Genomic DNA, 15,015 nt, shown 5'->3' on the forward strand with positions numbered 1-15,015 from the left:
TTAACCTGTTTTTACTTCTCGTTTTTGGAAAACGATTAAGGCAATAGCTAAGAAAATAGCCCAATAGATGACTAGGACGGTTAGTGAGAATCCTAGAGACATACCATCGATAATAGTAACCTGTTCCATAAAGTATTGAGATGGATCGTTTGCAAATAACAGATATTTTGACCAATCAAAGAAGAGCATTAAAATACCTGTGACTGATCCACCCACAATATACGCTAAAACACTAATGGCAATGGAGATAGCTTCACTTCTAAATACTGTAGAAATGGCAAACGAAAGGGTTCCCAAAACGACAAACATTGCACAATGAGCAAGATAATAATAGACCATATTTGCAAACTGCGAACGTTCAATCACTTCACCATTTTGATACACCAAATTCACATAATCAGTGTTAAGTCCAAAGAAAATAGCACCCAATATGAATGACACGATAAATAGCACCACAACAAGTAAAAGAGCATACAGCTGCACCGTAATATATTTAGATATTAGGATCTTTAGCCTTGATGGTGGACGAATCAATAATAATTTAATTGTACCATGCTTGTATTCAGCCGATACAATGGTGGAAGCAATAATGATCACAAACACACCGACTAGCTGAAGTAAATTGGCGTTTGTTTTCACATAGTCCCATACACTGTCTCTAAACTGATCAGCTGGCGGCAAGTTATGCTTGATTCGATAATCATTAATAGTGATCTCTTTTTCAAGCTCTCTTTTAAAGAAACCATTCTCTGTCTCTTTGAGCTCCTTCTTGTTTTCCTTATTCATCATTTCTAGCTGGGTTTTCCAATCACCTGAAGCTTGATCTTTGTCATTTGTTTTCACTACAAAGATCAACGTGGCAACCATACCTAAAACAAGAAGCCCAACCATAATCCAAGTACCAACACGAAAACTGATCTTCATCCACTCGTTTTGAATGAGGCGAATCATACGTCTGCCTCCTTTTTACCTGTTAAGCTTAAGAACTTATCTTCTAAGGTTTGTTTTTCAATTTTGATCTCGTACAAATGAATAGACGCGCTGCTCAAATGACGGATTAATTCTGGCATTTTTTGTTCTGGCATAGAGAAAAATAAGTACTGCTCCTCTTCTCTTACAGTGACGCCTTCCTCAAATGCATCAATGAGCTTCTGTGCTTCTTCAAGCTCCCCGGCTGCTACCTTCATTCGATAATTAACCAAATCATCCTGCTTCGTCTCAGCACGCTGATCCTCAATCGCAATCAGCTTTCCGGTTTGGATAATTGCAAAGCGATCACACATCAATTCCATCTCTGACATGAGGTGACTTGAAACAATTACAGCCAGCCCTTCTTCCTTCGCAAGCCTTCTCAAGTAATCTCGTATCATTCGAATCCCCTCAGGATCAAGTCCATTGGTCGGCTCATCTAAGATTAGCAGTTTCGGTCTATGTATGAGTGCCTGCGCAATGCCCAATCGCTGTTTCATTCCTAATGAAAATGTACGCACACGCTTTTGCTTCACATGCTGCAAGCTGACTAGCTCTAACAGCTCATCAATTCGCGCTTCATCCACTTTCCCATTCATTCTGGCAAAGTGAACAAGATTTTGTCTTGCCGTTAAATGATTATACATTTCTGGATTTTCAATAATCGCACCGACATGTTGGATGGCATGCTGATAGGATGTTTGAATACTATGGCCATTAATCAGAATGTCACCAGATGTAATGGGAGAAAGACCGACCATCATACGAATGGTTGTTGTTTTCCCTGCACCATTAGGTCCTAAGAAGCCAAAGACTTCGCCCGCTTGGACAGAAAAGCTCAAGTCTTGAACAATCTTTTTCCCGCTAATATGTCTAGATACATTATGCAGTTCTAAAACGTTCGTCACGTTACCTCTCCTTCTTTGTCTAAGTATCATCTATCATTCTATTTCCTGATAAACACCATGATCCGTCAAAAATAGAAGAACACTTCCATATGGTACAGCAATGCCCAAAAGTTGTGAAGGGGATTAGCCAAAATTTAGCGAATCATCTGCCTTTTTTAAGGTAGAGTTAAGGTAATGATTTAAAAAACTCTAATTCTATATTACTTAAAGACTGTGGGATTCAAAATGCGATCCCGTCTTACTCTCGTAACATAAATATATAATAGAGGCATGCAATAAGGTGTAAAAATAAGTCCCCCTGTTTTTTTTCAATACTCACTGTTGCAGGAGGGATTATTTTATCGTATGTAATTTCAGCTATCGTCTGCTCTGAGCTTTCTAATCTTACACGATTATTGGCAATACCCTTCTTTAGATAATATGTAGTATCATCTATTACTAATTTCATCATTGGATTTATTTTGATTTTAGTTCTATCTTCTAATATTAACTTTCCTTTACCTTTACATTCTATCAACCAGTTTGAACGAAACATGGATTGGAGGGATTTATTTTCAATAGCTGTTACAACCATATTAGAATTCGAATCCATTACCTCAACATTCACATAAAACTCATCAAATATGTAATCAATCAACTTTTCCACTTTATTTGTATAAAATCTTTTTATAAATCCAATGTTAACACCATCTTTATTAATAATTGGTATACATTTGGCCGTTTTTTTAATTACAGGCTTCTTAAAATATCCAAACTCCATTTTTATCTCCCATTTATTTTTTGGACTCAATTAATTTATGAAATGATAAGCTTAAATTATTCCAATAATGTATACGGATATTCCTTTGAATAGTTCCTCATCATTTTAATAAATATAAAACACCTAATTTATTAAGGGATATGTTTCCTTTAACAATTTAGGTGTTTTTTGTACAACTACAACATTCTTATACTTATTTCTTGCTCAGATTTAGCCTTCATCGGCAAGTTCTAATAGTATAGCTTTTTTTGTTTATATCTTCTTCACAAACTCTGATTTTAATTTCATTGCGCCGAAGCTAGGAATTTTACAATCAATGTTATGATCGCCTTCAACTAAACGAATGCCTTTGACCTTCGTTCCTATTTTCAAAACGGATGAAGAACCTTTTACTTTTAGGTCTTTAATGACAGAGACCGTGTCCCCATCACTTAACAGATTCCCATTCGCATCTTTGACCACAAGCTGTTCCTCTGCCGCTTGTTCTTGTTCAAGTGACCATTCATGCGCACACTCAGGACAAACCAGCAGACTGCCGTCCTCGTAAGTATAAGGTGAGCTGCACGAAGGACAATTCGGTAGATTAGACATTTTTGTTTCCTCCAACTTTCTACATCATTTATAACAATTTTACCACATTTCGATAGAAAGGAATGTGATAGAAAAGGAAACATTTTTCATCGTTTACTTTTTTATTCCAATTTCTAACACAGCCGCAATATTCCGGGCTGTTCTTTCTACATGAAGAGCCGCATCTCGTATCGCCTCAGACAGAGAGGTAATACCTGGAACGATACTAAACAGTGCATCAATTCCATGATCGTGTACGACTCCACTGTCGTTTGCAAGAGAGCCTGCAATACCAATCACAGGCAGATTATACTGCTTTGCTGCTTTGGCTACGCCGATTGGGGTTTTTCCGTAAATGGTCTGCCGGTCAATTCGGCCTTCTCCCGTAATGACAAGGTCTGCCTCCTTGATGACGTCATCAAAATGAACAGCCTTCAGCACAATATCGATTCCTCTTTGCAAATCAGCTTTTAAAAAGCCTAATAAACTCGCACCAAGTCCTCCTGCCGCTCCTGCCCCTGCTGCATCTCCAAAGGAGACATTGAACTGCTTTTCAGCTACTTGTGCAAAATGAGCCAGATTCTTGTCTAACACTTGAACCATTTCTTCATCTGCTCCCTTTTGAGGACTGAAAACAGCAGACGCTCCTCTCTCACCCGTTAAAGGATTATCCACATCACAAGCCGCCTCCAGACGGACGGATTGCAGTCTTGGATCGAGTCCAGATAAATTAATTGAAGCTAATTGATGAAGTGCCCCGCCGCCTGACGTCAGGGAATGTCCTGTTTTATCAAGGAAATCTGCACCTAATCCTTGCATCATCCCAACACCGCCATCATTTGTTGCACTTCCGCCAAGGCCAATGATCACGTGCTTCGCTCCTTTATCCAGCGCTGCAAGTATTAATTCACCAGTTCCTCTTGATGTCGTCCATAATGGATTACGTTTTTCTCGCGGTACAAGATGTAAACCAGAGGCTGCAGCCATCTCTATGACAGCAGTCTGACCGTCTCCTAACATGCCAAAAAAGGCATTCACTGGCTCACCAAGCGGGCCTGTGACCACTTGATGAACAATGTGTCCGCCAGTCGCATCAACCAACGATTGAACGGTCCCCTCTCCTCCATCTGCCATCGGCAGTTTGATATACTCTGCGTTTGGCAAAATAGAACGAAATCCTCGTTCAATGGCACATGCTGTCTCATAAGCAGATAAACTTTCTTTAAATGAATCTGGTGCGATCACAATTTTCATCCTAAAGCCCCTCTTTTCTTATCATGTCCTCAGCCAAACAGCTGGAAAACGCCAAAAATAATGGTCGATACAACGGTTAACGTCAAACCGATTAACGATTCAAAAGGCATGAGCTTTAAACGCTCTTTAATATCCATTTGAACACTTCCTGCTGTTGCATGGAAAAAGCTCCCGTGCGGCATATGGTCAAGCACTGTTGCGCCAGCATGAATCATGACTGCCCCTGAAAGAGCAGATACACCAAGCCCAATCAGTGTTCCGCTAAACACACCACTCGCTACCGCCGTTCCTGCTGTTGTCGAAGCGGTCGCGGCTGACATAAATATCCCGGAAGTAGGCGCAAGTAAATATGGAGGTAAACCCGATGCATCCAGTGCCTGAATAAACACATCTTTTAAGGAAGAATTCGATACGATTCCTGCTAATGTACCTGTCCCTAATAACATGATCGCTACACCTGACATTTTATGAAGCCCCGACATCGCATAATCATTGAGAAATTTCCCTTTTTTCATGAAAAGAGCACCTACAATCCCTCCAATCGGTAAAGCGATCATTGGGTCTATATTGATCTGAAAAAGCGGCCTTAAAGCCAACAATAAAATGGTAACCAGCGGACCAGCCAGTGCTTGAAAAAAAGAAGGTATTTGAACTTTACTTTGCCCAGTTTCCTCTTCAAGAACGGGTGTCCCTTTGTTTGCAAGTTTTTTAGCTAATACATATGTAACAGCCAACCCGAACACAGCTGGAATGATTCCAGCAGCCATCATTGAAGTCAGAGGTACACCAAAAGCGTCTGAGGCGGCAATGGCATTCGGATTCGGTGACATGATATTTCCTGCCTTCCCGCCTCCAATCATAGCAAGGAGTATTCCCGTTTTTGAGAGCTTTGCGCGTTTGGCAATGGCAAGTGCGATTGGCGCTACCGTGATAACCGCAACATCTACAAAAACGCCCACTGTTGTTAAAATCATCGTTGCAAGAGCGAGTGCTAATAGTGCTCTCGCCTCACCAAGCCTTCTCACGATGGCCTCAGCGATAGATAACGCTGCACCTGATTCAATGAGAACACCAGCCAGTACACCTGCAGCCATAATTCTAAGGACAGCCGGAATCATGTCCTTAGCACCTTCCATCATAACGTTGACGGTCTGAACAATGTCTACACCGCCAACCAATCCGCCGCCTATGAATGCACCAGCCAGCATGCCATAAGCAGGTGATACTTTTTTTAGAATGAGAACAATCGCGATCACAAGCGCCGCCATGGCTCCCAGAGTACTTACCGTCACATCTCCACCCATTCTCAATCCCCCTAAAAATATCTTTCTCCAATTGTAAGCGTTTACCCTAAGGGATTGTGTTGTGAATCTGGATGAACTTTTTTAACTGACCACTCTTCCGAATTGTGCATTTGCACAATCAAGATAGTTGAGTCATTAGCTGCGCCATATAAAGCTCGATTAACTGTTTTACATGACGAGGGTCTTTTCCGGTCAATCCTTGAATTTTGTCTAAACGATAACGCAATGTATTCCGATGAATAAATAAACGATCAACAATTCTTTGCAAATCACCGCCCTCTTCAATGTAAACCCTTAATGTATGAGCGAGCTCTGCTTCTTGTGTCAAAGGCTTGTAAAAGTCAGTCCATCGACTGTTCTTTTCAGCAATTCCCACCTTCATGAATAAGCTTTCCAGCTGATACGATTCAAAGAAATACATACTTTCTTCCGGATCAAGAGCCTTCCCTAACCTCAGGGCTTCTCTCGCATGCTGAAAAGAAATTGACAGCTGGTTGATGTCTTCAACGACAGTCCCTATCCCCACTAACACTTGGCTTCCTACTGCTCTTTGCATTGTTTTTTGCAGATGACCTGCCGCCTGCTTTACTCGATGTTCAGGTATGGGCTGACTTAAAAGAATCAATTCATGACAAAAGGTCATGCCAAGTAAATCATCCGCATTCTTATCATATTGAATCGCATGCATCAATTTATGAACAGCATCCTCTGAGGATGGAACTGGCTGAAAAACAATAGCCATTCGGCGCTTGTCTAAATCCATCCCCAGCCAAGCAGCTCGATTTTTCAGCTGATGATCCCCAACATCAGAATATGAAATCAACTGATTGACAATTTCACTCTCTATTCGATGACGCCATTGAACCCGCTCAAGCAGAAAAGATTGCTCTAACACCAGTTCAGCTGCCATCTTCACCAGCTCGGCATGATGCCGAATGTCCTCTGGTTCACCAGTAATTCCAATCACACCAACTACTTGTTCATGGAAGCAGATAGGCAAGTTAATCCCAGGTTTCACCCCTTCTAAGCGCAAAGAGGTCTCCTGGTCAATTTCCACACTGTTCCCGCTTGTCAGTACAAGCCGTGCACCATCATGTTTCTGGCCAATCCTGTTTCGTTCACCAGAACCAATAATGACACCATCTGCATTCATCACATTGATGTTTTTATGTAAAATATGCATCGTACGTTCAACCATTTCTTGAGCCAATTCACTGGTCAAAAATTGCATTTGTCATCTCCCCTGAAGGTTTTTTTCATTCAATGTATCATAGTGTCTTTGAACAATAAATGCAAAGTGTTTAAAAATCAGCCATTGACAAAGACACCCTGAAAAGTGTTTAATCAAATCAAGAACCGACCGACAGTCTAGTTAAAAGAAAGGATGGCTTTATGAGAACCGTTAAACATCCTGAGGAACGTAAAAATGACATATTAAACGCAGCCGAAGCGCTTTTTTCAACCAAAGGCTATCAGAAAACAACGATTATTGACATATTAAAAGCCGTTGGCATCGCAAAAGGCACCTTTTACTACTACTTTTCATCCAAAGAAGAAGTAATGGATGCCATTATTGACAGGATCATCAAAGAAGATATCATCGTGGCAAAGCGTATTGCAGCTGAGCCAGACCTTCCAGTCGTTGACAAACTATTTCGTATCATCATGGCTCAATCACCTCAGCAAGGAAGCCATAAACAGGGCATGATCGATCAGTTCCATCAGCCTTCTAATGCAGAAATGCATCAAAAAAGCTTAATCAAAGCCATTAAAGAACTATCACCCGTGTTGGCAGATGTCATTCAGCAAGGTGTAGAGGAAGGGACATTCAAAACGAAGTATCCGCAAGAGACGGTTGAATTTCTCCTTGCTTCTGCACAGGTCATATTTGATGAAGGCCTTTTTCAATGGACAGCCGAAGAAAGTATAAAACGCGCTTTAGCTTTTATTGATATACTCGAATCCTCATTGCATGCAGAAAAGGGGAGCTTTTCATTCCTGCTGAAGCGATTATCTGGAGAGCTGGATGAAAATAATCAGTGATTGGTCACTTCAATACCAATCCTGCATACATTATAGACTGACGGTCGGTCTAAAAGGAGAGTGATATTCATGTCTTTGTTATCCAAAAGAGGGTCATCCCACTTTATCTACCTCGTTCTCGGACAGATTATTTCCGTTTTCGGATCTTCTCTCATTCGGTTTGTTCTATCTTTACACGTACTGGATATGACGCATCGAGTTGATTTATATGCCTTACTTTTCGCTTTATCCAATATCCCGCTCCTTCTCTCACCGTTAGCTGGTGCAATCGCTGACCGATTTAACAGAAGGAATTTAATGATTTTATTTGATGTCCTCACCGGCATGATGATTCTTGCCTTTTATTTTTGGTTATTTTCGGGAAATGATTCACTCTATATGATCGGAGCTGTCATGATACTGCTTGGCGTGATGAGTACGTTCTATGCTCCCGCTGTCATGTCCAGCATTCCACAGCTAGTGAAACAAGAGCAATTAGAACAAGCAAACGGCATTGTCAATGGCGTTCAGGCACTTTCAGGTGTTCTCGCACCTATTATCGGAGGAGTTCTATACGGAATGATTGGAAGCCAATCCATCATCGGTGCGAGTGCCATCGTATTTTTTCTATCAGCCTGCATGCTTTTACGGCTAAACATTTCCTTCTCCCCTAGTCCGCTGACAGAGTCCATGAGCAAGGTACTCATAAAAGATATGAAACAAGGATTTTCTTATATTGGCAGCCAGCCATTTTTAAAAAGGGCCATGCTGCTTGCCGCAATGTTAAATTTCATCCTTACACCATTTTTTATTGTTGGGGGACCAATCATTTTAAGGGTCACAATGAAGAGCAGTGACATCATGTATGGAATAGGCATGGGCTTGATTGAGTTCGCTGTCATCGCGGGGGCTCTGCTAGTTGGACTTGTAGCGAAGCATTGGCGCATTCCTACTTTATATCGCTGGCTTCTTGTCATCGCAGTCATCTTGCTGCCTGTGGCGCTCTCAACATCCAAAACAGCTCTTCAATTTGGTACTTATCCAGCTTATTTTCTCTATTTAGCAGGATGTCTTCCAATTGCTATGCTGCTAACTATGATCTCAATCGTTGTGATTTCACATGTTCAAAAGAAAACACCAAATCATCAATTAGGAAAAGTAATGGCCAATCTGACAATGGTTTCTCAATGTGCTGCTCCGCTTGGCCAAATGATGTATGGATTTTTGTTCAATACGTTTTCAGCCACCATGTATGTGACGGTGCTCATCGTCAGTACTTTCATGTTTGCACTAGCCTGCTTAACAAAAAATATGCTTCAGCATGAAGGAGAAGCAGCCTCATGAGATTAGCGTTTATAAAGAAAGACTTAACCCGACACCGTCTCATTTCAATCGGCTTAACCATTTGCATCATGATGACTTCATTTCTCGCAGCAAGTGCAGCTCAAATGATCGTACAGCTGAATGGTTCCATTTCTAACCTGCTCCATTCTGCCAAAGCACCAGACTTTGTCCAAATGCATGACGGCGGCATAAATGAAAAAGACATTGAAGCATTTTCAAGCAAGCAGTCCATGGTAAAAGCCCATCAAATCGTCCCAATGATACCAATTGAACATGCAAACATCAGGTTCGGACATGAGCCTGCCAAAGCAGGTGTGATGGATCATTTATTTGTGAAGCAAAATCGCAACTTTGATTTTCTTTTAAATGAACAAAACGAAAAGCTCACTGTCAATAAAGGAGAAGTGGCTGTCCCAATTTATTTTCAACAAAAGTATCAGCTCAACATAGGTGAAACGTTACTGATTGAGAAAGGAGCTAATCAATTCACCTTTCGCATCAAAGCGTTCTTGCGAGATGCACAAATGAACCCCAGTCTTGTCAGTTCAAAAAGATTTCTTCTTCATAACGAGGATTGGGATGCAATAAATCAAGTGTTTCATCACAAAGAGTACTTAATCGAATTTTTACTACATGATGTCGCTCAGACAGATACCTTTCAAGCCATCTATCAATCATCACAACTGCCACAACAAGGTCCATCTGTCACACTACCTTTACTGCGTATGCTGAATGCATTGACAGATGGAATGGTCATTGCCATTCTCCTGCTTGTTTGCCTGCTGCTCATCAGTATAGCCCTTCTCTCACTCCATCTTGCTATGACGGCTTCAATAGAAGAGGATGAACGTGAAATTGGCATACTGAAGGTGCTTGGGATCCCTTTAACAAAAATCAAGCAATTATACGTTGGAAAGTATGCCGTGCTTGCTTGTGCAGGGTGTATAGCAGGATATGTGTTAACGCTTATATTTGGTGATATGTTTACAACCAATATCCACCGTTACATGGGGAATCAGCCTTCTTTTGCTCATTGGTTAATCCCGCTTTTTGTTTCTATTGCGACGGCAATGATCGTCATCTCTTGCAGCTATGCTGTCCTAAGAAAGTTTGGTCAAATATCAGCTGCTCAAGCACTTCAAGGCGTTATCAATTCACCGAATCATAAGAAAAAAATACCTATGCACCTCAAGAAAAGCAGGTTCATACCAATCAATATTTGGCTGGGTTTAAAAGATCTGATATCACGAAAGAAGCTGTACACAACGATTTCTTGTATTATTGCACTCTGTCCATTTTTAATGCTCATGCCTATTCAGCTATGGCATACCTTACAATCACCGGATTTCATCACATACCTTGGCTCTGGTAAAAGTGACCTTCGAATGGATATACGCCAAGGGAATCATCTAGCGAAAAATACAAACGAAATAGAATCAATGATTCGTGAAGATCAGAGCATACAAACAGCAGCCATCTATAAAACTACTTCTCTTCAGGTGAAATCAAAGGAGAACACATTAGAAACGCTCTACTTAGAAACAGGTGAGCTCTCAGCATTTCCCCTCAACTATTTACAAGGACGACAGCCTTTAAAGAATGAAGAAATTGCCTTATCCGTATTAAATGCAGATTCACTTCAGAAAAAGATAGGAGAAAGAATCACTCTCGTAACTAATGGGCATGAAATCCAAAGAACGGTAACAGGTATTTATCAGGACGTGACCAATGGAGGCAAAACAGCAAAAGCAATATCACAGCCATTTCCTCAAACAGCTCTTTGGCAAACCGTTCAAATCCAACTAAAACCAGGAGTAAATATCGCAGAGAAAAAGAAAGTATTTGAAAAGAAGGTATCTCCTGCAAAAGTGACAGATATGAAAGAATACGTTCATCAAACGATCGGCAGCACAGCAGCTATTGTAAAAGTTATTGCATTTTTTTCTGCATTAGCTGCCTTTGGAACCGCCAGCTTAATGCTATTCATGTTTCTGCACATGTTAAAGGCGAAAGATTTAAGCCGAAACCACATGCTAAGAACAATTGGATTTTCTATAACAGATATAACAGTACAATATATAACGAGTTTTATCGCTGTTCTTTCTTTTGGCGCCTTTATTGGAACAATCGCGGTCAATACCATTGGTCCTGCTTTGATGAGTATAGGAGGAGCAACATTAGGGGCGTCGAGCCTCCAGTGGCTGTCACCACAATGGGTGTCAGTTGTGTACCCCGTTACACTATTTATTGTCAATTTAGCTTTGACCACCTGGTTATTGAAGACGTTTTTTTCTAGTCAAACGACAAGGCAAACACTTTTATAAGGAGATGTTTCACATGGAATACTTGATTGAAACGAAGCGATTGTCTTTGCATATCAATTCATTAAAAGGACAAAAACAAACCATTCTTAAGGATATTCATGTATCGATAAAGCATGGGGAATTCATGACCATTATGGGACCTTCTGGATGCGGGAAGACATCATTACTTTATCAGCTTAGCGGCATAGAAACAGCTTCAACAGGAGAGATCGAATATAAAGGCCGATCACTATCAGAAATGACAGACAAACAGTTAACTACTCTGCGCTTAACAGAGATGGGGTTTGTCTTTCAGCACAGCCACTTATTAAAAAATCTTAATTTATTTGACAACATCCTAGCTGCGGCTTATTTAGCAAAGAAAAAGCCAAGACAAGAATTGAATGAACGAGCTCAATATTTAATGGAAAAACTTGATATTGATCATTTGGCAAATAGATATTTGACAGAAGTATCGGGAGGACAGCTTCAAAGAGCCGCTATCTGCCGAGCGCTCATGAATGAACCAGACATACTTTTCGCTGATGAACCAACAGGTGCTCTTAATTCCAGTACAACAAAAGAAGTGATGAATATTTTTTCAATGATCCACGCTGAAGGAGCAACACTGCTGCTTGTCACACATGACCCCAAGGTGGCTCTTCGTTCTGAAAGAATTATGTTTATGAATGACGGGGAAATTGTAGCCAGTTTACAACTAGGAAGATATGATCACTCAACTGCCGAGAACCGAGAAATGAGATTAAATCAATGGCTGCAAGATTTAGGTTTTTAATTTGAGAACAAACAGGCAGGAAACTGCCTGTTCTATTTTTTTTGGCACTCAAACGAGTAATCCATAGAAAAACTATTTGTTTCTAAGATGATTTTGCCGCCAGCTTGTTGACAAGATTCTGTCAGCAGCTCAATTTCTTTGCTATAAAAGTATCTCTTTGACATATAAATCGTCACTAAAACAAGTAACAGAGTCGCGATAATGACTGTGATTTGTCTATTTAAACTTGGAAATCTTTTTTTCATTTCAACATCCTTTCTAAAGGTCTAAATTTGTGTTTAATACTTACTTTTGGCTGCATCTATCAGTTTCTTATCTCATGATCTAGCAACATCATACCTGATTTTCTTTCCTAGATCGACCTTCCATTTTCCCTCTGAAATAGCTAAAACTTCTTTATTCCAAATATACGAGTAATATTTTCGTTCATTATCATAAAATCCATATTATATATTCCTTTTTTAGACTTCCAAAAAGAGATTTTATTCATTTGTGCTAACAAGCAATCACCCTTACAATATCGTACATCACATGACCTTAGGTCCCTTTTATTACCTCTTGTCAATCACTTCACAGAAACGATTATATTTTTCCAAAAATTGTGATATCGTTTTTTATGAAACAGGTGAAAGGATCTTAAAGAGGTGAAATTTCCATGGCTATCATTTCTGCTGAACAGGTGGGGAATCGTTTAAATGATTGGAGAATTGCAATTCGCAAGCATGATGTACACAGTGCAAAAGCAATGTATACAGAATTAAAAGAATTACTTCAAAAAATGGAAGAGAATCAGGAGGTCTTGACCTATTACTCATTGCTAGAAGGCAAGTATAAGCTCATGTTATATGAACGAAGAGGTACAAAACTGAAGGAACAGACAGAACCAGATTGCCCCTCTAAAACAAACGACTTAATTGAATACTATTTTTACCTATACAAAGCCCTTTACGCGTCATATAAAAGAGACTATGCATCTGCCATTGGACTGTTTAAAATTGCCGAGAAAAAACTACAACACATTCCTGATGAAATAGAAGTAGCAGAATTCCATACGAAAATCGCCAACTTATATATGCTGCTTCGTCAAAGCCTGATTTCTCTACACTACATTCAGAATGCTATTGATATTTTCAAAAGTCATGAAGGATATGAGAGAAGACTAGCTGCAGCCTTTGTCATCGCCGCTGCTAATTATATGGACATTGGTGACTTTATAAGAGCAGAAGACTACTACAAAAAAGCATTACACATCGCAGACAGTCTCAACGATCATTTTCTAACATCACAGCTTTATCATAATATCAGCATTTTGTACGCCGAAGCTGGCGAATCAAAAAAATGTATCGATGCCCTAGAAAAGGCTCTTAGTGATGAAGACTATCTCTCTTCGTGTTACTTTCATCACTCCATGTACATGTTAATGAAAGAGCTGCTTTCTATCGATGAAAGGACACAAGCTCTCTATTACTTCGAATTGGTGAATCAAAAACATGAATCAGAGAAGTGCCCCATCTATACAGCAAAAATGAATTTGCTTTACCATCTATATTTCACTGAAGATATGGCTCAAAAAGCTCAAGCCTGTTTCGATGAAATCAGCATTCTTAAAAAATTAAAGGATGCTGAAGGAGCCTGTGAATTAAGTGCATTAGCTGCAAAACACTTTGAAGAGCTGGGAGCAATTCATCAAGCCTATCTCTTTTTAAAGGAAGCTGATCGCATGAAACATCCTATCATTGACTGGGGGAATTCAAATGAAAAAAATGAGTTTATTGATTATCGCTTTAACCATCGTTGTTTTAGGACAAACAGGGGCTTTCAATTCATTAAATGATGAAAATCCTGGTACAACAGAACGACCTATCGGAACTTTATAAAAATATTGGTCATACAAAGAACCACTCGCCTCATCAAGGCAAGTGGTTCCACATTTATTTTAGTTGCTGATAAGATATGAGGCGGTGTATATGTACCGCAAGATAAGTAAGTTCATCATTAGGAATGACGATACTATGCACCTGTTTAATATAGTCTTTGATCTTAAAAGCAACATCCATCGCTTGAGGATATAAGTGTGCAATTTGTTCAAACAACTCATTTTCTTGATCTGATAATAATTTATCAGCATAAAATCTTTCTACAAAGAATTTCACATGTGTAATGAACCGGCTGTAATGAATATTCTCTTGATCCATTTTCATATTCAATGTATAGCGCACAAGATTGACAATACTCCCGATCATCTTGGCATATTTCATACCATCTTTCGAATCGGATTTTTCACCTAATGCATTAATTAAGTGAAAGGCGATATTAGCAGCTTCTTCTTTTGGTAATTGTATGCCAAATGTGTCATTGACTAACTCAAGTGCGTAATTCCCTACTTCAAATTCTTCCGTATAGTAGTTTTTGATTTCCCAATACACGCGATTCGTAATATTAATATTCTTTTTATGACGTTCGACTGCAAAATTCAAATGATCCATTAAGGTAAAATAAACACCTGAATTTAAAGTTGAGTTTAAACGTTTTTCTGCATATTGGACGATGTGCTGAGTTAAATCGATAAACTCCTGAGGCATTGAATCTAACAGTTGAAGAAATTCTTTTGCTCTCATGTTATCAACTGACATAAAGACTTGGTCCGCTTTTTTCTCTTCTATCATTTGACCTGGTTTCTGTCCATAGCCAATTCCTCGGCCGAACAATACCATCTCCTGTTGGTTCTGATCTTCAGCCAGGACCACACTCGAGTTTAAAACTTTTTTGATTTTAAACATCGTCA

General features: G+C 39.7%; 14 protein-coding genes. 5 read left to right on the top strand and 9 right to left on the bottom strand.

Annotation, left to right across the window (positions count from 1 at the left end):
* The 7 genes from MHH65_RS18635 to MHH65_RS18665 all read right to left on the bottom strand — a co-directional run bounded on the left by MHH65_RS18635 (position 1) and on the right by MHH65_RS18665 (position 6,996).
* Complete coding sequence (locus MHH65_RS18635) at positions 1-951, bottom strand: ABC transporter permease (protein WP_098677065.1); 951 nt, start codon at positions 949-951, stop codon at positions 1-3.
* Positions 948-1,877 (bottom strand): ABC transporter ATP-binding protein, encoded by a 930-nt coding sequence (locus MHH65_RS18640; RefSeq protein WP_098677064.1) that lies wholly within the window; start codon positions 1,875-1,877, stop codon positions 948-950. Before MHH65_RS18640 ends, MHH65_RS18635 begins: the two co-directional genes overlap by 4 nt.
* A 238-nt stretch (positions 1,878-2,115) precedes the next feature.
* Complete coding sequence (locus MHH65_RS18645) at positions 2,116-2,637, bottom strand: hypothetical protein (protein WP_098677063.1); 522 nt, start codon at positions 2,635-2,637, stop codon at positions 2,116-2,118.
* A gap of 252 nt (positions 2,638-2,889) precedes the next feature.
* Positions 2,890-3,228, bottom strand: a complete 339-nt coding sequence (locus tag MHH65_RS18650; RefSeq protein ID WP_024423969.1) for a zinc ribbon domain-containing protein YjdM — start codon at positions 3,226-3,228, stop codon at positions 2,890-2,892.
* 93 nt (positions 3,229-3,321) lie between these two features.
* Positions 3,322-4,461, bottom strand: coding sequence for a glycerate kinase (locus MHH65_RS18655; RefSeq protein ID WP_098677062.1), 1,140 nt, complete (start codon positions 4,459-4,461; stop codon positions 3,322-3,324).
* Between the two features lie 29 nt (positions 4,462-4,490).
* A complete protein-coding gene (locus tag MHH65_RS18660) occupies positions 4,491-5,765 on the bottom strand; it encodes a GntP family permease (protein ID WP_098677061.1) in 1,275 nt (424 codons plus the stop codon).
* Between the two features lie 118 nt (positions 5,766-5,883).
* A complete protein-coding gene (locus MHH65_RS18665; protein ID WP_098677060.1) occupies positions 5,884-6,996 on the bottom strand; it encodes a sugar diacid recognition domain-containing protein in 1,113 nt (370 codons plus the stop codon).
* Positions 6,997-7,157: 161 nt separating this feature from the next.
* Here MHH65_RS18665 and MHH65_RS18670 point away from each other — a divergent pair, with 161 nt between their 5' ends.
* The 4 genes from MHH65_RS18670 to MHH65_RS18685 all read left to right on the top strand — a co-directional run bounded on the left by MHH65_RS18670 (position 7,158) and on the right by MHH65_RS18685 (position 12,230).
* The gene (locus MHH65_RS18670; RefSeq protein ID WP_098677059.1) at positions 7,158-7,808 is read left to right on the top strand and encodes a TetR/AcrR family transcriptional regulator; all 651 of its coding nucleotides are present in this window, start codon (positions 7,158-7,160) and stop codon (positions 7,806-7,808) included.
* A gap of 69 nt (positions 7,809-7,877) precedes the next feature.
* Positions 7,878-9,131, top strand: coding sequence for an MFS transporter (locus tag MHH65_RS18675; protein ID WP_098677058.1), 1,254 nt, complete (start codon positions 7,878-7,880; stop codon positions 9,129-9,131).
* Complete coding sequence (locus tag MHH65_RS18680) at positions 9,128-11,455, top strand: ABC transporter permease (RefSeq protein WP_098677057.1); 2,328 nt, start codon at positions 9,128-9,130, stop codon at positions 11,453-11,455. Before MHH65_RS18675 ends, MHH65_RS18680 begins: the two co-directional genes overlap by 4 nt.
* Before the next feature lie 13 nt (positions 11,456-11,468).
* Positions 11,469-12,230, top strand: coding sequence for an ABC transporter ATP-binding protein (locus MHH65_RS18685; RefSeq protein WP_098677056.1), 762 nt, complete (start codon positions 11,469-11,471; stop codon positions 12,228-12,230).
* A gap of 32 nt (positions 12,231-12,262) precedes the next feature.
* Here the strand turns inward: MHH65_RS18685 and MHH65_RS18690 are convergent, their stop codons facing one another.
* Entirely contained in the window at positions 12,263-12,475 is a 213-nt protein-coding gene (locus MHH65_RS18690; protein ID WP_098677055.1) for a hypothetical protein, read from the bottom strand.
* 410 nt (positions 12,476-12,885) lie between these two features.
* Between MHH65_RS18690 and MHH65_RS18695 the strand changes: the two genes are divergently transcribed.
* Positions 12,886-14,064, top strand: a complete 1,179-nt coding sequence (locus tag MHH65_RS18695; protein WP_075621418.1) for a Rap family tetratricopeptide repeat protein — start codon at positions 12,886-12,888, stop codon at positions 14,062-14,064.
* 97 nt (positions 14,065-14,161) lie between these two features.
* On the opposite strand, the gene MHH65_RS18700 is transcribed toward MHH65_RS18695, so the two are convergent.
* Complete coding sequence (locus tag MHH65_RS18700; protein WP_098677054.1) at positions 14,162-15,010, bottom strand: PRD domain-containing protein; 849 nt, start codon at positions 15,008-15,010, stop codon at positions 14,162-14,164.
* Positions 15,011-15,015 lie beyond the last annotated feature (5 nt).

The organism is Bacillus sp. FSL L8-0654 (genome assembly GCF_038629965.1).
In the GTDB taxonomy this organism is placed as follows: domain Bacteria; phylum Bacillota; class Bacilli; order Bacillales; family Bacillaceae; genus Bacillus; species Bacillus safensis.